Annotated in this window: 23 protein-coding genes and 1 pseudogene; 11 read left to right on the forward strand and 13 right to left on the reverse strand. The window is 58.6% G+C overall.

What is annotated here, in order from left to right:
• The 9 genes and pseudogenes from BC443_RS18900 to cyoA form a co-directional block, all read right to left on the reverse strand.
• On the reverse strand, positions 1-323 hold a 323-nt coding region (locus tag BC443_RS18900; protein ID WP_210766262.1), incomplete at its 3' end, for a hypothetical protein.
• A gap of 261 nt (positions 324-584) precedes the next feature.
• Positions 585-1,490 (reverse strand): cation diffusion facilitator family transporter, encoded by a 906-nt coding sequence (locus tag BC443_RS07235; RefSeq protein ID WP_071231182.1) that lies wholly within the window; start codon positions 1,488-1,490, stop codon positions 585-587.
• Positions 1,491-1,803: 313 nt separating this feature from the next.
• Positions 1,804-1,965 (reverse strand): metal-sensing transcriptional repressor, encoded by a 162-nt coding sequence (locus BC443_RS07240; RefSeq protein WP_239496096.1) that lies wholly within the window; start codon positions 1,963-1,965, stop codon positions 1,804-1,806.
• Positions 1,966-2,041: 76 nt separating this feature from the next.
• Positions 2,042-2,179, reverse strand: a pseudogene (locus BC443_RS19065) (IS3 family transposase); the annotation flags it as partial.
• 90 nt (positions 2,180-2,269) lie between these two features.
• Positions 2,270-3,163: a heme o synthase gene (gene cyoE / locus BC443_RS07245; RefSeq protein ID WP_071231183.1), complete on the reverse strand. Its 894-nt coding sequence runs from the start codon at positions 3,161-3,163 to the stop codon at positions 2,270-2,272.
• A gap of 7 nt (positions 3,164-3,170) precedes the next feature.
• The gene (gene cyoD, locus BC443_RS07250; protein ID WP_071231184.1) at positions 3,171-3,500 is read right to left on the reverse strand and encodes a cytochrome o ubiquinol oxidase subunit IV; all 330 of its coding nucleotides are present in this window, start codon (positions 3,498-3,500) and stop codon (positions 3,171-3,173) included.
• A 1-nt stretch (position 3,501) separates the two neighbouring features.
• On the reverse strand, positions 3,502-4,119 hold the full coding sequence (cyoC, locus tag BC443_RS07255) for a cytochrome o ubiquinol oxidase subunit III (protein WP_071231185.1): 618 nt from the start codon (positions 4,117-4,119) through the stop codon (positions 3,502-3,504).
• 2 nt (positions 4,120-4,121) lie between these two features.
• A complete protein-coding gene (gene cyoB, locus BC443_RS07260; protein WP_071231186.1) occupies positions 4,122-6,104 on the reverse strand; it encodes a cytochrome o ubiquinol oxidase subunit I in 1,983 nt (660 codons plus the stop codon).
• Between the two features lie 4 nt (positions 6,105-6,108).
• Entirely contained in the window at positions 6,109-7,101 is a 993-nt protein-coding gene (gene cyoA, locus BC443_RS07265; protein WP_348769668.1) for a ubiquinol oxidase subunit II, read from the reverse strand.
• A 472-nt stretch (positions 7,102-7,573) separates the two neighbouring features.
• Here cyoA and BC443_RS07270 point away from each other — a divergent pair, with 472 nt between their 5' ends.
• From BC443_RS07270 to yidD, 3 genes are read left to right on the forward strand one after another with little or no spacing between them, the layout of a single operon-like run.
• On the forward strand, positions 7,574-8,017 hold the full coding sequence (locus BC443_RS07270) for a transcriptional repressor (protein ID WP_071231188.1): 444 nt from the start codon (positions 7,574-7,576) through the stop codon (positions 8,015-8,017).
• Between the two features lie 36 nt (positions 8,018-8,053).
• A complete protein-coding gene (hisI, locus tag BC443_RS07275) occupies positions 8,054-8,497 on the forward strand; it encodes a phosphoribosyl-AMP cyclohydrolase (RefSeq protein WP_071231189.1) in 444 nt (147 codons plus the stop codon).
• 20 nt (positions 8,498-8,517) lie between these two features.
• Positions 8,518-8,808: a membrane protein insertion efficiency factor YidD gene (yidD, locus tag BC443_RS07280; RefSeq protein WP_210766263.1), complete on the forward strand. Its 291-nt coding sequence runs from the start codon at positions 8,518-8,520 to the stop codon at positions 8,806-8,808.
• A 40-nt stretch (positions 8,809-8,848) separates the two neighbouring features.
• On the opposite strand, the gene BC443_RS07285 is transcribed toward yidD, so the two are convergent.
• Positions 8,849-9,277, reverse strand: a complete 429-nt coding sequence (locus BC443_RS07285) for a SufE family protein (RefSeq protein WP_071231191.1) — start codon at positions 9,275-9,277, stop codon at positions 8,849-8,851.
• A 173-nt stretch (positions 9,278-9,450) separates the two neighbouring features.
• On the opposite strand from BC443_RS07285, the gene BC443_RS07290 reads away from it, so the two are divergent.
• Complete coding sequence (locus BC443_RS07290; protein ID WP_071231192.1) at positions 9,451-10,422, forward strand: DNA-binding protein; 972 nt, start codon at positions 9,451-9,453, stop codon at positions 10,420-10,422.
• A gap of 16 nt (positions 10,423-10,438) precedes the next feature.
• Here the strand turns inward: BC443_RS07290 and BC443_RS07295 are convergent, their stop codons facing one another.
• The gene (locus tag BC443_RS07295; RefSeq protein WP_071231193.1) at positions 10,439-11,416 is read right to left on the reverse strand and encodes a TAXI family TRAP transporter solute-binding subunit; all 978 of its coding nucleotides are present in this window, start codon (positions 11,414-11,416) and stop codon (positions 10,439-10,441) included.
• 245 nt (positions 11,417-11,661) lie between these two features.
• A complete protein-coding gene (gene nfuA / locus BC443_RS07300; RefSeq protein WP_071231194.1) occupies positions 11,662-12,249 on the reverse strand; it encodes a Fe-S biogenesis protein NfuA in 588 nt (195 codons plus the stop codon).
• Between the two features lie 196 nt (positions 12,250-12,445).
• Between nfuA and metH the strand changes: the two genes are divergently transcribed.
• The 3 genes from metH (at position 12,446) to BC443_RS07315 (ending at position 18,459) form a co-directional block, all read left to right on the forward strand.
• Complete coding sequence (gene metH / locus BC443_RS07305; RefSeq protein ID WP_071231195.1) at positions 12,446-16,192, forward strand: methionine synthase; 3,747 nt, start codon at positions 12,446-12,448, stop codon at positions 16,190-16,192.
• 118 nt (positions 16,193-16,310) lie between these two features.
• Positions 16,311-17,963, forward strand: a complete 1,653-nt coding sequence (locus BC443_RS07310) for a nitrite/sulfite reductase (RefSeq protein ID WP_071231196.1) — start codon at positions 16,311-16,313, stop codon at positions 17,961-17,963.
• Entirely contained in the window at positions 17,956-18,459 is a 504-nt protein-coding gene (locus BC443_RS07315; protein ID WP_071231197.1) for a DUF934 domain-containing protein, read from the forward strand. The genes BC443_RS07310 and BC443_RS07315 overlap by 8 nt, the downstream gene beginning before the upstream one ends.
• A 140-nt stretch (positions 18,460-18,599) precedes the next feature.
• Here BC443_RS07315 and smrA read toward each other — a convergent pair whose 3' ends face one another.
• Positions 18,600-19,199, reverse strand: coding sequence for a DNA endonuclease SmrA (gene smrA / locus BC443_RS07320; protein ID WP_071231198.1), 600 nt, complete (start codon positions 19,197-19,199; stop codon positions 18,600-18,602).
• 205 nt (positions 19,200-19,404) lie between these two features.
• On the opposite strand from smrA, the gene BC443_RS07325 reads away from it, so the two are divergent.
• The 4 genes from BC443_RS07325 to BC443_RS07340 all read left to right on the forward strand — a co-directional run bounded on the left by BC443_RS07325 (position 19,405) and on the right by BC443_RS07340 (position 21,359).
• A complete protein-coding gene (locus tag BC443_RS07325) occupies positions 19,405-19,800 on the forward strand; it encodes a gamma-glutamylcyclotransferase family protein (protein WP_170835859.1) in 396 nt (131 codons plus the stop codon).
• A 150-nt stretch (positions 19,801-19,950) separates the two neighbouring features.
• Positions 19,951-20,295 (forward strand): arsenate reductase family protein, encoded by a 345-nt coding sequence (locus tag BC443_RS07330; RefSeq protein WP_071231200.1) that lies wholly within the window; start codon positions 19,951-19,953, stop codon positions 20,293-20,295.
• 36 nt (positions 20,296-20,331) lie between these two features.
• Complete coding sequence (wrbA, locus tag BC443_RS07335; protein WP_071231201.1) at positions 20,332-20,976, forward strand: NAD(P)H:quinone oxidoreductase; 645 nt, start codon at positions 20,332-20,334, stop codon at positions 20,974-20,976.
• On the forward strand, positions 20,973-21,359 hold the full coding sequence (locus BC443_RS07340; protein ID WP_071231202.1) for a DUF2069 domain-containing protein: 387 nt from the start codon (positions 20,973-20,975) through the stop codon (positions 21,357-21,359). The genes wrbA and BC443_RS07340 overlap by 4 nt, the downstream gene beginning before the upstream one ends.
• Positions 21,360-21,365 lie beyond the last annotated feature (6 nt).

Consider the following 21,365-nt stretch of genomic DNA (forward strand, 5'->3'; position numbering starts at 1 on the left):
GGAGCCTCCGTCAATGTGCCGCCGGAAAGCTCGGGCCAGGCCGCTTCGCCGGCGAGTGCTTGAAGGCGAGTGCTAGAGCTAGACATCGACCAGGGAAGGTGATCATGGATAGCATTTGGATGGTGTTCGGCCTGGCATTGCTTCCCGCGTTGGGAAACTTCGGTGGCGGGCTGGTTGCGGAGGTCTCGCGGACGCGTGGCATGTCGCATACACAGAAATAACGGATTATTGACATTGAGGACGACGGCGTGGGTATGGAAGCGTCCGCATTGTCGCAACTTGGTCAGCAAGAGAAACGCCTCAATGAAAGCAGCACGGTTCATGCTGTCCTATTGGCAGAACGCCGAGAGTCACATGGTCATCGTAGCGAGAATGGATTCATAAACACTTCCAGCCAGGCATAGAGCCCATGACATCTCCACACCCCCGATCTTGGCGTGGATATGCCGCTGGTCTCGTCAACCGAAAGGTGTCCGCACGACGGCAGGAGCGGTTCAGAAGCAGGCAAGCCCCCTAGGGGGCTTGCTATTCTTTATTGACGCTGTTACATGCAGCCTAGACGGGGCTCTGCTGCCTGTGGTCTCCTAATTCACATCACCAGCCCCGCAATCAGGATCGGCATCACAAACGTGACGGATAGCGGCATCCTCGGGTTGTAAGGTGGTGTGCTCAATACCGAAGCGCCCCCGCAATATCGTTTGCAACTGCGGCAGTATCTCTTCCCATCGTCCCATCGCTTCCACATCAATATGCGCCGCTAGAGCTTGACTGTTTGATGATAGGCTCCAGATATGCATGTCATGGATAGCAAAAACGCCGTCGACCCGGACAAGGGCGCAGCCGACTTCATGTGCATCGATTCCTTCTGGCACGCCTTCCATCAACACTTGCGTCACCTCACGCAGTAGTCGAACGGCGGATACCAGAATCAATAGGCTGACGAAAAGAGACAGGATCGGGTCCGCAATGGGCGGCCCGCCCAGATAAATGACCGCCCCGGCAACCAGCGCAGCGACCGAGCCCAGCAAGTCTCCCATTACGTGCAGGAGCGCTCCGCGAACGTTTATAGTCTGCTCTCCACGCATCAGCGCCCAAGCCACTGCGATATTCACCAGCAAACCGAGCCCGCCGATCGCCAAAACCATGCCACCGGCAACAGCGGGGGTGTCTGCCATGCGGCGGATCGCTTCATAGGCGATAAATACAATCACTCCGAACATAAACAGCACGTTAAACAGGGCTCCGAGAATTTCGGCGCGCTTGAGTCCAAAGGAATGCTGACGCGATGCCGGCTTCTTGGCCAGCCAAGCGGCGAAGGCACCAATCCCTAACGACAATGAATCGGTAAGCATGTGGCCTGCGTCCGATAACAGGGCAAGCGAATCAGCTATCAGGCCGCCGAATACTTCGACAGCTGCAAAACCTGTAGTGAAGACCAGTGCAAACAACAAGGTCTTGCCGCCACTATGGCTATGATTGTGGTCTGACATTGATGCCTCCTTCGTATATTGGCCATCGAGATTCCCCGCGAGCCGCTCTCACTCTCTATCAGGCCATTGGGTCGATATGTTTTTCCGCGCTAATGAAAGGCAGTTTGCACCTGCCACATTACGATTGGATATATTCACAAAGGAAGCCGTGGCTCGCCACGGCTGTCGTCCCGTAGCAGAAGTCATCCTAGTCGCTGGTGATCGTCGTACCGGCGCCAGTGCCTTTGAGCCTTTTCTTCGAGCGGGTGGTGGTGGTCTTGCTTTTTTACTCTCATTCATTTTGAGTCTTCCGTGTGCCAGGCTTTTATCTGCCTTACTTGAGGTAGGACTTAATGACCTGTAGTACCGCGTCCAAGTCTTGTTGCCGCTGCGCCAGTTCGGGCTCCCTGACGACGTGATCAGTCAGGTGCCCCTCCATGACGGCGGCCATCAACCCATTCACCGCCCCGCGAATCGCGGCGATCTGTTGCAGCACTCATCGGCACGCTTTTGTGATCGATAGCCATCACACGAAATGGCCATCGTGAAATAACGAAGAGGCACAAGGAACGTCATGCATGCATGTAGGGGCGCTGCTGGTTGTAGCGCAGCATCAGGTAGAAGCCGATATCCCGTAAAGCCTAACGCACCGATAAGTAACCGGTCGCGGACATCCATTCGCTCTTGTAGCTTCGAAATAACCGCTCCATGGACAAATTGGCCCCGCTTGGAGCGGCGGCTTCTCACATTGTGGGCGGACTTAAACCAGGGGGAAGGTCAATCCGTCAATCTCGATCCGATCATCCTGATGCAAGCGACAGCAGCGATTCGGCTATCGGCATTCGGCTATCCAGTGACATCATGACACTCAATGCAGTTACCACCACGATCGAGATACCGAAGACCTTGCGAGCCCAGGCTTGATCATTGGTGGTTCGGAAGCCTCTGAGCGTAATACTGAGCCAGTAACCGCCCACGGCAACGGCAACGATGGCGTAGGCCCATCCGGTATAGCCGGCAACCGATAGCATGACCGAGGCGATCACGAACAGCACCGTGTAGATCACGATATGTCGCTTGGCCACCGCGATGCCGTGCTTCACCGGTAGAACGGGTATCGATGCCGAGGCGTAGTCGTCGAAGCGAAAGATGGCAATCGCATAGGAGTGCGGCATCTGCCACATGCTGAAAATGATCAGCAATAGCAGGGCACCCAGATCGAACGTGCCCGTCACCGCACAGTATCCGATCACCGGTGGCGATGCGCCGGATAAACTTCCGATCAGCGTGCTGTAGACCGAGTGGCGTTTGAGGTAGAGGCTATAGGCACCCACATAGATGGCAAAGCCTAATGCCGCGAATCCGGTAGCCAACGGCGTCGTCATCCACGCCAGCAGGCCAAAACCGACGATACCCAGCAAGCACCCGAACAGCAGGGCGATCGGAATCGAAATCTCGCCGGTCACCATGGCTCGAGACTGAGTGCGTGCCATATGGCCGTCGATATCGCGATCGATAATGTTATTGAAAACACAGCCGGACGCGACGACCAACGAGGTGCCCAGTACCACTGCCAGAAATAACCACGGTTCGAAACGGCCACCGGCGGCCAGGAAATAGCCGCCGATGACTGTGACGAGATTGCCGAAGATGATACCGGGCTTGGTCAACGAACTGTAAGCCTTGTATGTCACTTGGCTATCACATCAAATTCAGACGGAGGTGGTGCATGATCCATAGTGATCCCCCGACAATCAGTCCTATGATCACCGCCGTAAATACAAAAAATCCACCAGATTCACGACCCTGCTGAGTTCTAAATTCGAGATGCATGAAAAGAATTAACTGCACCAGGACCTGAACTACCGCCGTGACAATCACCGTAATGGCAGTTGCCAGGATACTGAATTTCCCCAGCATGACTACGCCAAAAGCCGCCAGCGTTAGCGCAATCGATAGAATCAATCCAACAGTATAAGATTTATGGCTACCGTGGCTGGTGCCATCGTGAGAAGTGTGACTATCGTTCATGTCACATCGCTCCTATCAGGTAGACGAAGGAGAAGACGCAGATCCAGACAATGTCCAGGAAATGCCAGAACAGGCTCAGGCACAGCATTCGGGGTTTGGTCACACTGTCCAGCCCGCGTTTGGATATCTGGAAGAACATGATCGCGATCCAGATCAGGCCAAAGGTCACGTGCAGACCATGGGTCCCCACCAGGGTGAAGAAGGCTGACAGGAAGGCGCTACGGTCCGGACCGTAGCCTTCGGCGATGAGGTTATGGAATTCGTACACCTCCATCGCGACGAAGCCAAAGCCCAGCAGGAACGTTACCGCCAACCACTTGAGGACGGCGCCGCGGTCGCCAGCATTCTGCGCCAAGACCGCCAGACCGAAGGTGAAACTACTGATCAACAGCAGAAAGGTTTCGACCAGCACGAAAGGTAGCTCGAAGATCTCCTGCGAGGTCGGACCACCCGCAGTGGCGTTGGCCAGCACCCCAAAAGTGGCGAACAGCGTCCCGAAGATCACCAGATCGCTCATCAGGTAGATCCAGAACCCGAAGATCTTCATTGCGCCTGCGTCGTGGTGCTCATGCCCGTCGTGGGCATGAGCGTCATGTTGCTTGATTGTGTCGGTTGCCATGATTAAGCCTGCATCTCCAACCGTTTGTGGTATTCACGTTCGGTCTTTTCGACCTCCGCGGCGCTGACGTGGTAGTCGGTATCGTTATTGAAGATACGGAACATGAACGTCACGAACATGCCGATGGCCCCCAGACCCGCCAGCCACCAGATGTGCCAGATCAACGCAAAGCCGAACAACAAGGCAAACAGCGACAGGATCGGGCCTTCCGCCGTGTTCCTGGGCATGTGAATGTCCTCGAACTTGGTCGCCAGCTCGCGCTTGAAGCCACCCGGCTGCTGCTTCATCTCCCAGTAGCTATCGATGGACGCGACATCTGGCAGGTAAGCGAAGTTGTAGTTCGGGGGCGGAGAGGAGGTAGACCACTCCAGCGTACGCCCATCCCACGGATCGCCTGTCAGATCACGGTTCTTCTCGCGATCGCGAATACTGACGACAAGCTGGATCACGATGCAGGCAATGCCGCAGGCGATGATCACGGCGCCAAACCAGGCCACGATCATCAGCGGCTGCCACTCGGTCTGTTCGTAGGACTGCATCCGGCGCATGGCACCGAAGAAGCTCAGCGCATACAGCGGCATGAACGCGACGTAGAAGCCGATCAGCCAGCACCAGAAGGAGCGCTTGCCCCATTTTTCACTCAGCGTGAAGCCGAAGGCTTTCGGGAACCAGTACGTGAAGCCGGCCATCATCCCGAACACCACGCCGCCGATGATGACGTTATGGAAGTGAGCGATGACGAAGAGCGTGTTGTGTAGCACAAAGTTCGCCCCCGGCACGGCCAGCATGACACCGGTCATACCGCCCAGGGTAAAGGTGATGATGAAACCGATCGTCCAGAGTACCGGCGTCGTGAACTGGATGCGCCCGCGATACATGGTGAACAGCCAGTTGAAGATCTTCACGCCCGTGGGTATGGCGATGATCATCGTTGCAATGCCAAAGAAGGAATTTACATCAGCACCCGCGCCCATGGTGAAGAAGTGGTGCAGCCAGACGGTGAACGACAAAAATGCGATCACGACGGTGGCCCAGACCATGGTCTTGTAGCCGAACAGACGCTTCTTGGTAAAGGTCGCGATGACCTCGGAGAAGACACCGAACGCCGGCAAGATCAAGATGTAGACTTCCGGGTGGCCCCAGGCCCAGATGAGGTTGACGTACATCATCTGGCTGCCGCCCATATCATTGGTGAAGAAGTGCATGCCCAGATAGCGATCCAGAGTCAGCAGGGCAATGGTCACGGTCAGGATCGGGAACGACAAAATGATCAGCACGTTGGTGCAGAGCGCCGTCCAGGTGAAGATCGGCATGCGAAACAGGGACATGCCCTTGGTGCGCATTTTCAGGATGGTGACGAAGAAGTTGATCCCCGTCAGCGTGGTCCCGATACCCGATATCTGCAATGCCCAGATCCAATAGTCGACCCCAACGCCTGGACTGTATTTCAACTCCGATAGCGGCGCGTAGGCCAGCCAGCCGGTCTTGGCGAACTCGCCGATAACCAGAGACATGTTCACCAGAATCACGCCCACCGCGAACAGCCAGAAACTCAGGTTGTTCATGAACGGGAAGGCCACGTCGCGAGCGCCGATCTGCAGCGGCACGACCAGATTCATCAAACCGATGACCATGGGCATGGCGACGAAGAAGATCATGATGACACCGTGGGCGGTGAAGATCTGATCGTAGTGTTCGGGAGGCAGATAGCCCTCGGCGCCACCGGCAGCAATGGCTTGCTGCGTTCGCATCATGATCGCATCGGCGAAGCCGCGAATCAGCATGACGAGCGCAACGAGGAAGTACATCACACCGATCTTCTTGTGATCGATGGAAGTGATCCACTCGCGCCACAAATAACCCCACTTGCGATAGTAGGTAATCAAACCAACGAGCAGGGCACCGCCGAGGGCGATCGCCGCCGCCGTCACCATGATGATTGGTTGCTCGAATGGAATCGAATCTAAGCTGAGTTTTCCGAACATGACGTTACTCCGCTGCCTGCGCACTCATGGGCATTGAAGACTCCCGTGCTTCGTTGTGCTCGCCATGGTTGTCCGTACCCCCATGACCCGCTTTGTAACTTTTGATCAGATCGCCGTAGAAATCCGGCGAGACCTGCGAAAAGTATTCTACTGGATTGGCAATCGAGGGCTTGGCGATCTGGTCATAGTTCTCCGGGAACATCATGCTCTTGGGAGACTGTTTGATCTTGTCGACCCATGCCTGGAAATCCGCATCCGACGTTACGTGTGTGTCGAACAGCATTTCCGAGAAGCCTTCGCCGCTGTACTGGGTCGAACGGCCACGGAAGGTGCCGATCTCGTTGCCTTCGAGATAGACATCGTTGTCCATACCGGCCATGGCGTAGATCTGGCTACCCAGCGTCGGAATCATGAACGAGTTCATGACGGTACCGGAGGTCACGCGGAAGTGAACCGGCGTATCCACCGGAATGGCCAGCTCATTGATGGTGGCAATGCCTTCGTCCGGATAGATGAACAGCCATTTCCAATCGAGCGAGATCGCATCGATCGTCATGGTTTCCTCTTCACTGGCAATCGGCTTGTGCGGATCGTAAGAGTGCGACGTCTGCCATGTCAGGATGGCAAGAAAGAAAATGATGACGCACGGAATGGCCCAAACGAAGACCTCGATGATGTTCGAGTGCTCCCAGTTTGGCGTGTACTTGGCCGCGAGATTGGTTCCGCGATATTTCCAAGCAAACAGAATAGTCATCACGATGACCGGAATGACCACGATCAGCATCAAACCGAAGGCCGTGATGATCAGCGATTTCAGACCCTGACCAATCTCGCCGGTCGGATCCATCAGCGCTGAGCCACAGCCACTCAACAATAATGGCGCGGTTAACCACGTCATCACACTCAAATACTTGAGGGAGTTCCTTTTTCTCATCTCACGACCCCAGTGGAGGAAAGCTTTTCGGCCCTGCAACAATCGGTTAGCGGCCTGCATCATACGCCGCTAGCCAGGGCTGACAACTCTGACACGACGCGCAATGGCGTACCGAAGCATCGGACGTCGCCAACGAAGTAGGGATTTCGCGGTCGGCATTGTACCGAAAAAATGACTTTTGATCAGACGCTGGCGGGAAACTCCGCGTCAGTGTGGCGATATGTCGCAGACTGACGCGGCCCATTTCTCGATGTCACATCAGCGTAGCGCAACCTCGGGGTAAACCGAGCAGTATTTCGAAATCCCGAGCGATAAACATATCGGCATGTATGATGGATGATTCGGATCATGGCATCTCCATGAGTTCGCATAATATATATTATGTTAAATAGACTGTGTACGTATTGTCTTGCACGCATCGGCATGTCGAATCCCTGGATGACGATCCACCCCGTCCGGGTGAATTCTTGTCCGGTGGTTCCTTCCAGCGCTAACGCGTAGAATGTGGCCCTCTCGATGCTTACCGGGAAGTTCGATGCTCGATTCGGATGTGCTGCTCAAACAGGCAGATCAACAGTGTCAGGAACGCGGCGTACGCTTTACGCCGATCCGCCGTCGCGTACTGGAAATGATCTCCAGTACGCCAGGTGGTCTCAAGGCCTACGATCTGCTGGATCGTCTGTCGGACGAACATGCGTCCGCGAGACCGCCGACGGTCTATCGGGCACTGGATTTCCTGATCGAGCAAGGTCTGGTCCATCGCATCGAATCGCTCAATGCCTACATTGCCTGCCCGTGCCCCGAACACGTCCACCGATTCCAGTTGCTGATCTGCCGTCACTGCGGACGTGTCGAGGAACTGCATCAGGAAGCCGTCGGTGAAATGCTGGCATCCACGGCGCGCGAGCGCGGCTTCACGATCCAGCGCCAGACCATCGAGTTGCTCGGTGCCTGCGATGACTGCCTGGCGAAGAATTGAACGCGCAAGCCTGATTCCCTCTCTGCGAGAAACGTCATGTCCGATCTCTTTCACGATCTCGAACGCTCAGCGGTCGGCACGCAGCTCCCGATAACGGATGTCCTGCCGGCCGCCAAATGGAACGACGACGGTCTGATTCCCGCCATCGCGCAGCAGCATGACAGCGGCGAGGTGTTGATGATGGCGTGGATGAATCGCGCGGCGCTGGAAGAGACGCTGGCAACCGGTAGAATCTGCTACTGGTCCCGTTCCCGCCAGGCTCTCTGGCGTAAAGGGGAAACCTCCGGTCAGCAGCAGCATCTTGTCGAAGCCCGATTCGATTGTGATGGCGATACCTTGCTGCTCAAGGTGGATCAGTCCGGACCGGCCTGCCACACCGGCCGTCGCAGCTGTTTCTATCTCAAGCTGACGCCGACGGCCGCAGAGATCGACCGCGAGCCGTTGATCTCTCCGGACGAACTCTACGCCGGGAAACGCTGAGGTTAGCCGTGATCGCGAAAATCGCCACTTGGCTAATGACAGCGCTGATCCAGTGCTACCGTTATGCGATCAGCCCCCTGCTCGGCCCGCGCTGCCGGTTCTGGCCGACCTGCTCCAGCTACGCGCTGGAAGCCATTCGCCTGCACGGCCCATGGCGCGGCGGCTGGCTGACCTTGCGGCGGATTCTGCAATGCCACCCGTTTCATCCCGGCGGCGTCGACCCCGTTCCCGAGCCTCGCCATTCCGACTGCCATTGCCAGGCGACAGATACCGACCATCGAGACGATCCTGATCGCCGCGACGGGCACTGATGCAGATGAACGATGCTCGCTGACACGGCAAGTCACGGATTCAGTGAAGTTTCTGTGCGGCCTGTGTTTCGCGCGCGATCGCGTAGATCCGTTCGATCATCGCGTGCAGGCCATTGCTGCGGGTGGGTGACAGATGCTTGTCGAGCCCGAGCTCGGTGAGGAATTTGGGTTCGCCCTCGAGAATTTCCTGCGGCTCGCGGTCATCGTAGATACGCAACAGAATGGCGATCAGCCCGCTGACGATGGCGGCGTCCGAAGTGGCTCTGAAATGTAGGCGCCCCGCTTCCTCCGAGGACCGCAGCCACACGTTGGATTGGCAACCCTCGATCTTGTAGGCCGCCACCTGATCGGCCTCGGGATAATCCGGCAGCTGGCGCCCCATATCGATAATGTACTGGTAGCGATCCATCCAGTTATCGAAGATCGAAAATTCCTCGAGCAACTCTGCCTGGGCCTGTCCAATAGTCATAGCGCCTCCTCTCTTGAATTCACCCATTATAAAGCTTGAACGATCGGAGCCCCATAGATTCGATATCTCCATTACATAAGGATTTTTACGTATACACCTTACGTAAATGTCTTATGCTGTGGGCAGGAGCCGCCTAGAAGCTCCGCATCATTGGCAATGCAAGGGAATTCGACATGGCACGTAATGGTATCCGTTACGATGACGTCTGCCGCGCCATCGACACGTTGCAGAAACGTGGCGAGGCGATCAGCGTCCAGAAAATACGTGAGCTTCTCGGCACGGGCAGCTATACCACGATCAGCGACCATCTTCGCGAGTGGCGATTACGCCAGAATGGGGATTCGGTGCAATCCATCCCGCGCACCCTCGAGCGCCCGGAAGGCCTGGATAGCTGGGTGGCCGATATCTGGGACAAGGCACAACAGGCAGCTTACGAAAAGCTCGCGATCTACCGGCAGGAAGCCGACGAGCAGATCCGCGAGGCCGACGAGATCAGTCATCAGGCGCAACGCCAGAGCGAGAATGCCGAGCAGCGGCTGCAGGCACTCAACGACCACATGCTTCGCGTTCAGGAACGGCTCGAGACCAAGACGACGGAAGCCGCTCATCTCCAGGCCGAACTCCAGTCACTGCAATCCGCCCAAAGCCAACAGCAGAAGCGCATTCTGCAACTCGAGCAGGCCTGCCAGCGCCACCAGTCCAGTCTGGAGCAGGCCGAAAGACAGCACCGCGACGCGATGGCCAAGCAGCATCAGGCCAATCAGGCCAAGCTCGCGCAGGAAGAGAAGCGCCACGAGTCCGCCGAAACGCGTCTCATGGGATTGCTGGAAGAGGCCCGTCAGGAGCGCTTGAAGCAGGAAAGGCAGTACGAGCAACGCCTGACCTCGCTGGACCAGCGCTGCGAACGCCTGCAGCAGGATCTCTCCGAACAGCGCCGGCAGTATGGCCAGCTCCAGGAATCGCTGCGTGCCGACAAGGTGCACATGGAACAGACCGAGAGCGAAAAGCGGGTCAGCGACGACCGGGTCAAATCCATGCAGCAGGAGCGCCAGCGGCTGGAAAGCGAGCTCAAGAATCTACGGGTAGCCAACCGGGAGCTTCACGAGCGTCTATCTCGTGCTGCCCTGCCCCCGACGGCCAGTTGAAGCCTGCCACCTCGAGTCATTCGCTGCCGGGTGGCAGCAAACCGACCTCTTCGTAGTAGCGTCTTGCGCCTGCGTGCAGCGGTACGGTCAACCCTTCGCGAACCATGGCGGACGGGGTCAATGTCACCAGCGAAGGGTGTGACCGGCGAAACGCATCCAGATGCTCGAATACTGCCTTGACCAGTTGGTAGACGCGTTCCTCATCGACATCCTTGCGCGACAGTAACGTTGCCCGGACGCCGAAGGTCACGATGTCATCGGGATTATGGGCGTAGGTGCCACCGGGGATCACGGTTACGCCGTAGTACGGCATCTGCTCGATCAGCGCCTCGACCTCTGGACCCGCCACATTGACCAGGTGGGCCCCGCAGCCCCGGATGGCCTCGTCGATCGCCTGTGAGGGATGGCCCACCACATACAGGAACGCATCCAGTTTCCCGCTGCACATGACTCGGCTCATGTCCGTGGGCTTCAGCTCGCTGGCCAATGCAAAGATGTCTTCCGTTTCCCCCTTCATTTCCAGCAGCGAGTTGAGCGTGGCGCGCTGACCGGAGCCCGGATTGCCGACATTGACCCACTTGCCTGCAAGATCATCGAAATTGCGGATCCCGGGTGGCTTGGCGACCACGGTAAACGCCTCGGCATGCAGCGAGAAAAGCGTCCTGACACTCTCGTTGGGTCCGCTATCGTAGAACTGCTCGGTGCCGCGGGAGAGCGCATACTGAATGTCCGACTGGACGATGCCGAAATCCAGATCGCCGTTGCGAATGGCGCTGGCGTTGTAGAGAGAGCCTCCGGTCGTCAATGCCTGGCACGCCGACCCTGTGGCCTGTCGGTACAGCTCGCACATGGCCTTCCCTACCGGTAGATAGACGCCAGCGCTTCCGCCGGTACCGATCACGATCGGAGCATCCGCCCAGACAGGCAGGCTCCCCAAGGCCAGGAGACAAGCCAGATAACCACGGCAAAGCCGCTTTCCCCATGTCGAATGCATTCACTGATCTCCGCTAACAGCGCTTGTCTGATTGTTCGATTCTGCTTTCGACAACTATCGGCCGCAGGCGGAGAAGCTGAAATTCGACACGAGTTCGCAACGAGACCGGAACCACGAAAACGCGGGGAACCTTCGCCGAAGGCTCCCCGCAGGAAATGGTACCGGTTCGCGTTTTCATCGCCGGGCTTCGGCCCGAGATGCGATCTGGCGCTATCTCGACCGCAAACCGCGGTCGTGACGATCAATCAATAGTAGGCATTGGTCGTATCGGTGTGATCGGTCACATCGCGAATACCCGCCAATTCCGGGATACGCTCCATCAGCGTCTTTTCGACCCCTTCCTTGAGCGTCAGATCCACCGCCGCACAGCCCTGGCAACCGCCACCGAACTGCAGAACGGCGATCTGTTCTTCGGTCAGTTGAATCAGCCGGATTTCGCCGCCATGCGAGGCCAGACCCGGGTTGATTTCGCTGTACAGGATATAGTTGACGCGATCTTCGAGCGGGCTGTCGGCATTGACCTTCGGCATCTTGGCGTTGGGCGCCTTGATGGTCAGCTGCCCCCCCATACGATCCGGATTGAAGTCGACAACGGCCTCTTCCAGGAATGGCACGCTATTCTTGTCGAGATAGACGCTGAATTTCTCCAGTTCGAGCCGTTCGTCGCTCGGCTCCTCCTCCCCCGGACGACAATAGGCAAGACAGGTCTCGGCGTACGGTGTGCCGGGCTGCGTGATGAAGACGCGTACGGCGATATCGTCGACGTTCTGCTTGGCCAGCAATTCGGCCAGATACTCCTGGCCGCTTTCGGTGATCTGAATCGGTTGGCTCATGAGACTGCGGACTCTGCTTGAGATGTATCGCTATGGTAGAAAAAAGCGGCCATCAAAACAATCCCGAGTGATTTAGTCAGGCTTATTGTCGGACTGTCGTCGAAGTCCCGCCACATGAGCCTTTCTGATACCATGCGGCCCCTTGGCGTCTCGGACGGGACGCAATCGTTTCCCTCGCTGTTGGAGAGTTGCCACCATGCCTGCCATTGACACCACTGCTGCGCCCGACCCGTTGAGCCAAGCACTGAGACAGACGCTCGGCGAGCGCATCATGATCCTCGATGGCGGCATGGGCACGATGTTGCAGGACTACCGACTGGAAGAAGCGGACTTCCGCGGCAAGCGCTTCGCCGACTGGCCCAGCGAGCTCAAGGGCAACAACGACCTGCTGACGCTGACGCGCCCGGATATCGTCGAATCGATCCATCGGGCCTACCTCGAAGCCGGGGCAGACATCGTCGAGACGAACACCTTCAACAGCACGCAGCTCTCGCAGTCGGATTACGGCATGGAGTCGCTGACGGCCGAGCTCAACCGCGAGGCTGCCCGTCTGGCGCGCGAAGTCTGCGACGCGGTCGCCGCAGAAACCGGCATCCCGCGCTATGTCGCTGGCGTGCTGGGTCCGACCTCGCGCACCGCATCGCTCTCGCCGGACGTCAACGATCCCGCCAGGCGCAACGTGACGTTCGATCAGCTGCGCGACAACTACACCGAAGCCGCGACGGCCCTGATCGAAGGCGGCGCCGACCTGATCCTGATCGAGACGATCTTTGACACGCTCAACGCCAAGGCCGCGATCTACGCGCTGGAAGCGCTGTTCGAAGCCCGTGGCAAGCGCTTGCCCGTGATGGTCTCCGGCACCCTCACCGATGCCTCCGGGCGTACGCTCTCCGGCCAGACCACCGAGGCATTCTGGAACGCCGTGCGTCATGCCCAGCCACTGTCGATCGGCCTGAACTGTGCGCTTGGCGCCGAAGAGCTGCGCCCCTACCTCGAAGAGCTTTCCAACAAGGCCGACACCTTCGTCTCCGCTCATCCCAATGCGGGGCTTCCCAACGAGTTCGGTGAGTACGACCAGAGCGCCGAGGAGATGGCGGCGATCGTCGGCGAATTTGCCCGCAGCGGCTTGATCAACGTCATTGGCGGCTGCTGCGGTACGACCCCGGAGCACATCGCGGCGGTCAAGCGCGCCGTCGACGGCGTGGCGCCCCGCCCCATTCCCGAGCGCCCTGCCGCCTGCCGCCTGTCCGGCCTCGAGCCGTTCAACATCGAGGCGGACTCGCTGTTCGTCAATGTCGGCGAACGCACCAACGTGACCGGCTCCGCGCGTTTCAAGCGCTTGATCCAGGAAGAGGATTACACCACCGCTCTGGAAGTGGCCCTGGAACAGGTCGAGAACGGTGCGCAGGTCATCGATATCAACATGGACGAAGGCATGCTGGAATCCGAGGAAGCGATGGTGCGTTTCCTCAACCTGATCGCCGGCGAGCCCGACATCGCCCGTGTACCGATCATGGTCGACTCGTCGAAATGGTCGATCATCGAGGCCGGACTCAAGTGCATCCAGGGCAAGGCGATCGTCAATTCGATCTCGCTCAAGGAAGGTGAGGAAGCATTCCGACAACAAGCCACTGAATGTCGCCGCCATGGCGCCGCCATCGTCGTGATGGCATTCGACGAACAAGGCCAGGCCGATACCTTCGCGCGCAAGACCGAAATCTGCGAACGCGCCTATCGGCTGCTGGTGGACGAAATCGGCTTCCCGGCCGAAGACATCATCTTCGATCCCAACATCTTCGCCATCGCCACCGGGATCGAAGAGCACAACAACTACGCCGTGGATTTCATCGAGGCGACCCAGTGGATCCACAGGAATCTGCCCCATGCCATGATTTCGGGCGGTGTCTCCAACGTCTCCTTCTCGTTCCGTGGCAACAACTCGGTGCGCGAAGCGATCCATTCGGTGTTTCTCTATCATGCCGTCAAGGCAGGCATGACCATGGGCATCGTCAACGCCGGCCAGCTGGCGGTCTACGACGACCTGCCCGTCGAGCTGCGTGAAGCAGTGGAAGACGTCGTGCTCAATCGCCGTGACGACGGCACCGAACGGTTGCTCGACATCGCCGAGCGCTACCGTAGCGACGGCGGCACGGCCAAGAAGGAAGATCTCGAATGGCGCAGCTGGCCGGTCGACAAGCGTATCGAACATGCGCTGGTCAAGGGCATCACCAGCCACATCGTGGAAGATACCGAGGCAGCTCGTCAGGTCGCCGAGCATCCCATCGAGGTGATCGAGGGACCATTGATGGACGGCATGAACGTGGTCGGCGATCTGTTCGGCGCCGGCAAGATGTTCCTGCCCCAGGTAGTCAAGTCCGCCCGCGTGATGAAGCAGGCGGTGGCTTACCTGATTCCCTACATCGAGGCAGAGAAGTCCGGCGACACCCAATCCAAGGGCAAGATCGTGATGGCCACGGTCAAAGGCGACGTACATGACATCGGCAAGAACATCGTCGGCGTGGTGCTGCAATGCAACAACTATGAAGTGATCGATCTCGGCGTGATGGTCCCCGCCGAGAAGATTCTCAAGACCGCGCGTGATGAAAACGCCGATATCATCGGCCTCTCCGGGCTGATCACGCCCTCGCTGGACGAGATGGTCCATGTTGCCAAGGAGATGAAACGTCAAGGCTTCGAGTTGCCGCTACTGATCGGAGGTGCCACGACCTCGAAAGCCCACACCGCAGTCAAGATCGCGCCGCAGTACGACGAGCCGGTGATCTATGTCAGCGACGCTTCCCGCGCCGTGGGCGTTGCCAGTCGCCTGCTCTCGCCGACGCAAAAGCCGGCTTATTTTGCCGACATCCAGAAAGAGTACGATCAGGTTCGCGAGCGCAATGCCAAGCGCCGCCCCAAGGCCGCCGACCTCGACTACGCCGCGGCCAGGAAACGCCGCTTCGATACCGACTGGAATGGCTTCGACCCGGTCAAGCCGATCCAGCCCGGACTCACCGTGTTCGACGACTACGATCTCGAAGAGCTGGTCGAGTTCATCGACTGGACGCCCTTCTTCATGACTTGGCAGTTGTCCGGCAAGTATCCCAGGATTCTCGAGGATGACGTGGTTGGCGAAGCGGCGCGCAGCCTGTTCCACGATGCGCAGACCATGTTGCGCAAGCTGATCGACGAGCGTCATCTTCAGGCTCGTGGCGTGATCGGCCTGTGGCCGGCCAACAGTGTCGACGACGATGTCATCGAAGTGTATGCCGATACGCGCCGTGACACGGTAGTCGAAAGACTCCATCATATCCGACAGCAGAGCACCAAGGGCCGTGATGGCATCTGCTACAGTCTGGCGGACTTCATAGCACCCAGGACCAGTGGCAAACTCGACTGGATCGGCGGCTTCACCGTCACTACCGGACATGGCGTCGACGAGCTGGCCAAGCGCTACGAGGCGGCTGGCGACGACTACAATGCGATCCTGGTCCAGGCCCTGGCCGACCGCCTGGCGGAAGCATTCGCCGAACGGCTTCACGAGCGCGTGCGCAAGGAGTTCTGGGGCTACGCGCCGGAAGAGACACTGGACAACGAAGCCCTGATCGCCGAGAAGTATCAAGGCATTCGTCCGGCGCCCGGTTATCCGGCCTGTCCCGACCACACCGAGAAAGCCGCGCTGTTTCGGTTGCTGGACGCTACGGACAATGCCGGTGTCGAACTGACCGACAGTTTTGCCATGTGGCCTGCCGCAGCGGTATCCGGCTGGTACTTCGCCCATCCCGGAGCGAAGTACTTCTCGACGGGCAAGATCGGTCGCGACCAGGTCGAGAGCCTGGCCCAACGCAAGGGGATGACACTTGCAGAAATGGAGCGCTGGCTGATGCCGGTGCTCTCTTACGACCCCGATGCCAATGGAGAATTGCCTGCCTCGAAGGCCTCGTAGCTTCGCCGGTGTAATAACGGCAAGGCAATAAAATATGATTATTTATTCTTTCATAGAATAAAGCGCACGCGGTAAGGTGCTCGCCTTGGCAATCCATGACTAGCAGGATTAGGCCCGAATGTATCGTTACGATTCCTATGACCAGACGCTCGTCGACGAGCGCGTCGACCAGTTCCGCGATCAGATGCGCCGCTATCTCGAGGGCAAGATCAGCGATGAGGAATTCCTGCCGCTACGCGTGCAGAATGGCCTCTATATTCAGCGATACGCCCCCATGTTGCGTATTGCGATCCCTTACGGAATGCTGGCCTCCTATCAGCTTCGCAAGCTTGGCGAGATTGCCGCACGCTACGATCGTGGCTACGGCCACTTCACCACGCGAACCAATCTGCAGCTGAACTGGCCGAAGCTCGAGGACGTACCGGACATTCTGGCCGATCTGGCCAGCGTGCAGATGCATGCCATCCAGACCAGCGGCAACGATATCCGCAACACGACTACCGACCAGTTTTCCGGTATTGCCGCCGACGAAGATGTCGACCCACGCCCCTGGTGCGAGCTGATTCGTCAATGGTCGACCTTCCACCCGGAATTCGCCTATCTGCCACGCAAGTTCAAGATTGCCGTGACCGGTGCCGAGGAAGATCGCGCAGCCATCCAGGTCCACGACGTAGGTCTGCGCCTCTGGCGGGACGACGAGGGCGAGGTTCGCGTCAAGGTGCTCGCCGGCGGCGGCCTGGGACGCACCCCGATGATCGCCAGCGTGATGTGCGAGGACCTGCCGTGGCGACATCTGCTCACCTACCTGGAAGCTCTGGTACGGGTGTATAACCAGTTCGGTCGTCGTGACAACAAGTTCAAGGCGCGCATCAAGATTCTGGTCAAGGCGCTGGGTATCGATGAATTCCGACGTCGCGTCGAAGAAGAATGGGTTCATCTCAAGGATGGTCCCCAGACCCTGACCGAGGAAGCGGTTTCCGCCGTGGCCGAGCATTTCGTCGATCCGCCCCGCCGTGAGGTCGCCGAAGACGCCATCGCGGCCTTCGAGCGCCTGCGCGGGGAAAACCGCGCCTTTGCACGCTTCGTGACCAACAACGTCACGGACCATAAGGTGCGCGGCTACAAGGCCGTGACCCTGTCGCTCAAGCGTCACCAGCACTCGCCCGGCGACGTGACCTCCGAGGACATGGCCGCGGTGGCGGACCTGGCCGACGAATTCGGCTATGGCGAACTACGCGTCACTCACGAGCAGAATCTGGTGCTGACCGACGTGCCGGTGGATCGCATGGAGGAACTCTGGCAGCGTCTCGATGCCCTGGGCATGGCCAATCCTACCGTGGGCACCCTGACCGACCTGATCTGCTGCCCCGGTGGCGACTACTGTGCGCTGGCCAACGCCAAGTCGATTCCGATCGCCCAGTCGATTCAGCAACGCTTCGAGGACCTGGATTTTCTCTATGACCTGGGCCCGCTGGAGCTCAACATCTCAGGCTGCATGAATGCCTGCGGCCACCATCACGTCGGCCATATCGGTATTCTCGGTGTCGACAAGAAAGGCGAGGAGTACTACCAGATCTCGCTCGGTGGCAGCCAGGGCAACGAGTCTTCCCTGGGCAAGATCCTCGGCCCCTCCTTCTACCGTGAAGACGTGACGGACGTGATCGACAAGCTGCTCAAGGTCTACATCGGAGAGCGCACCCCCGACGAGACATTCCTGGATACCTATCGTCGCATCGGCCTGAAACCCTTCAAGGAGCAAGTCTATGCCTGAACAGCATCGTACTCTGATCGCTGATCGCCGCGTCCAGGATGACGACTGGGTGCTCCTCGAGGAAGGCGCGGAGCGTCCGGCGGGCACACGGGTCATCGTTCCGTTGGCGGCGTGGCGGGAAGCTCGGGGCGAAGACGTTGCCCCGCTGCTGACCAGCGATACCGAGCTCACGCCCGAACTCGCCGAGGAATTGCTCGATGCTCCGCTGATCGCCATCGATTTTCCCAAGTTTACCGATGGCCGTGGCTACAGCATCGCGCGTCTGCTGCGAGAGCGCTATGGCTATGGCGGCCAGGTTCGTGCCGTGGGGGACGTCCTGATCGATCAGCTATTCTACATGTCGCGATGTGGCTTCGACGCCTTCTCGCTGCGCGAGGATCAGATCGTCGAGGATGCCCTGCATGCCCTGGATAGCTTCAGCCTGAGTTACCAACCGGGCACCGATACTACGGAGCCGCTATTCCGGCGTCGGATGCGTGAACGCCAGGCCGGTTGAATCACCGCCATTTCGGCAGACCTTCTCGACAAATATCGAAAGTCGATAAATGTTGGAAGTCGACAAATACCGAAAGCTTGAAGACATGATCGCCCCGGCCCCGCCTGATGACTGCGCCGGGGCGATTGCATTTCACCATTTCACCCCCGCCGTTTCTGCTGGCGTTCGCGATTACGCGCCCTGGCGCGATCGGACTTGCGCAGCATCACGAAAGTGGCCCCCATCCCGCCTTGCTGAGGTGGCGCCGTACTGAACGCCTGAACCTGCTCGAATTGCCTGAGCCAGTGATTGAGATACGACCGCACGATGTTGGCGTGCCCATCATCATCACGAGTGCGCCCGTGAACGACGAGAACGCTGCGCAGGTCATGTTCGTAAGCGTCACGGAGAAAGCCGAATACCGCGCGACGGCACTCGATCACCGGCATGCGCATGATGTGCAGGCGCGCCTCGGCGGCATAGCCGCCATGACGCAATCGCTCCAGTACGCCAATCTGGATGCCGTCACGGCGAAATTCGATGGGATCGTGCGCACCAACCAGGTCGACGAACTCATCGGAGAGAAAATCGCGTTCATCCTCGATGGTCTGCAAGGCACTCTCGCGGCGCGCCAACTGGGCATCGGAGGGTGACGTCTGGGCCCGAACCATCGCGACCTTGTCGCGACCTTTCTTGAGGGGTTGCACATCGTTACCCAAGGCTTCGCGGAATGCCTGGTAGTCGTTGGCAGCGTGACTCATGATGGCGTTCCTCCGTCAGTAACGTGGTTAGCGCTTGGACTTCAAATGCTAGCATGGGGTTCGATGTCATGATCAATGTCATGGCAACCATCTTGCCGACAGGCAGTATCCGCATCTTGTGGAGATTGACGACAATGGCTCTCGCGCCCCGCCATGCCGATAGGGATTTTTCGTGATGCGACGCTTTTGCAAATGGTTTTTCATCTTGCTGGTCATAGGAATCGCCATCGGTTCCGGAGGCTTCTGGTATACCTTCATGAGCCCGTATGGTTACCACCCTTCGGAAACTGCCGTTATCGACGAGCGGATTCCGGAGCAGGATGTTTTCGTCTATGGCACGCTGCGCTACGACTGGCTGCGCTGGATCATCATGGGCACGCCAATCGAAACACGCGAGGCGACATTGCCGGGATATCATCGTCAGGATCTCGATATCCAGCCACAGCCGGGTGCCGAAGTGCATGGTGAGGTTCTGACGATCGACCCTGCCGCCCTGAAAGCGCTGGACCGTTACGAGCGTCTAGGCATTCGATATACGCGCGAAAGCGTCAAACTTGCCGATGGCACTACTGCCTGGGCCTACAAACGATTGTTTGATTAAGGTGGTAACGGAAAAAGATAACGGTATAAATGCAGGTGGTTCGATCCAACACTCGATTGAGGCGCCATTGCTACAACCGCTACAATGCGGGTCACCGTCCTCGGATCATTCCTGTGAAGACGCTCTGCCACACAAGGTCCCGTCGTACCGATGCCAACGCTCACGCTGTATCACAATCCCCGTTGCTCCAAATCTCGCGAAGCTCTGGCTCTGCTGGAATCTCGAGGCGTGGAAGTCATCGAACACCTCTACCTCAATGATCCGCTGACTCGGGAACAGCTCGAGGGTCTGGCCGGACGCCTGGGCGACGATGCCGATCGTATGCTGCGCCGTGACGAGCCAGAGTGGAAAGCCCGGGGCATCGGCGAACCGACACGAACCCAGATCATCGATGCCATCGTCGAACATCCGCGCCTTCTGCAACGCCCCATCGCCGATGACGGCGAATATGCGGTCATCGGACGTCCGCCACAGGCCGTTCTTCAACTGATTTGAATCCCCTGATTTTCCGCTCGCTCTCGAGGAACAGCCATGACCGACCACACGGCCGCCACCAGCCCTACCACGCCTTACGTTCTGGTGCTCTATTACTCGCGACAGGGAGCAACGAAGACGCTCGCAGAGCAGCTGGCCAACGGAATCGAGAGCGTTTCCGGCATTGAAGCGCGTCTGCGCACTGTGCCGGCGGTCTCGCCGGTCTGCGAAGCGACTGCGCCGGAAATACCCGACGAGGGTGCCATTTACGTCGACGAAGCCGATCTACGCCACTGCTCGGGCCTGGCGCTGGGCAGCCCGACCCGATTCGGCAACATGGCCGCACCGCTCAAGTATTTTCTCGATACGACCAGCGGGCTCTGGATGAATGGCGCGCTGGTCGATCGGCCCGCGACGGCGTTCACCTCGACGGCCAGCCTGCACGGTGGGCAGGAAAGCACCTTGCTGACCATGCTGATCCCGCTACTTCATCATGGCATGGTGTACGCTGGCGTCCCTTATAGCGAGACGACGCTGTTGAGTACCCAGAGCGGCGGAACGCCTTACGGCACCAGCCATTTGGCCGGCCCGAACGCAGATCGGGAAGTCGACGCCGATGAGCGCAAGTTGGCATTCGCGCAAGGTAGCCGCCTCGCTCAGCTTTCCCTTGCACTCAAGGCGATGAGGGATGCACGTTCATGAGTGAAGTTCCCACCCAGCATTCAGAGATAGCGGCTCTCGGCACAGCCCGACGCGCGGTATGGATTGCCTATGCGACGCTGTTGGCGCTGCTGGTGATCAGCGGCATTTGGCACTATATCCAGCAGCATGCGCAGGTCGCGGCGCTACTGGTGAGAATCCTGCCACTGGTACTGTTTCTACCGACAGTGTTGATGCAGCGGCGTCGAGGCCATATCTGGTTGACGGCCCTGGGCGTGCTTTACGTCGTTCAAGGCCTGATGATCGTCAGCAAGGGCGGCGGTTCGGTGCTGGTTTTTGCCGAAATTCTGGCCGCCGGCGCATTGGCGATCATGGCCTACCGATACGCTCGCTTGCGTGGCAGGCTCGATCGTCGCGTCTCATGAGGCCTT

Origin of the sequence: Salinicola sp. MIT1003 (assembly GCF_001858555.1) — a bacterium.
GTDB lineage: Bacteria > Pseudomonadota > Gammaproteobacteria > Pseudomonadales > Halomonadaceae > Salinicola > Salinicola salarius.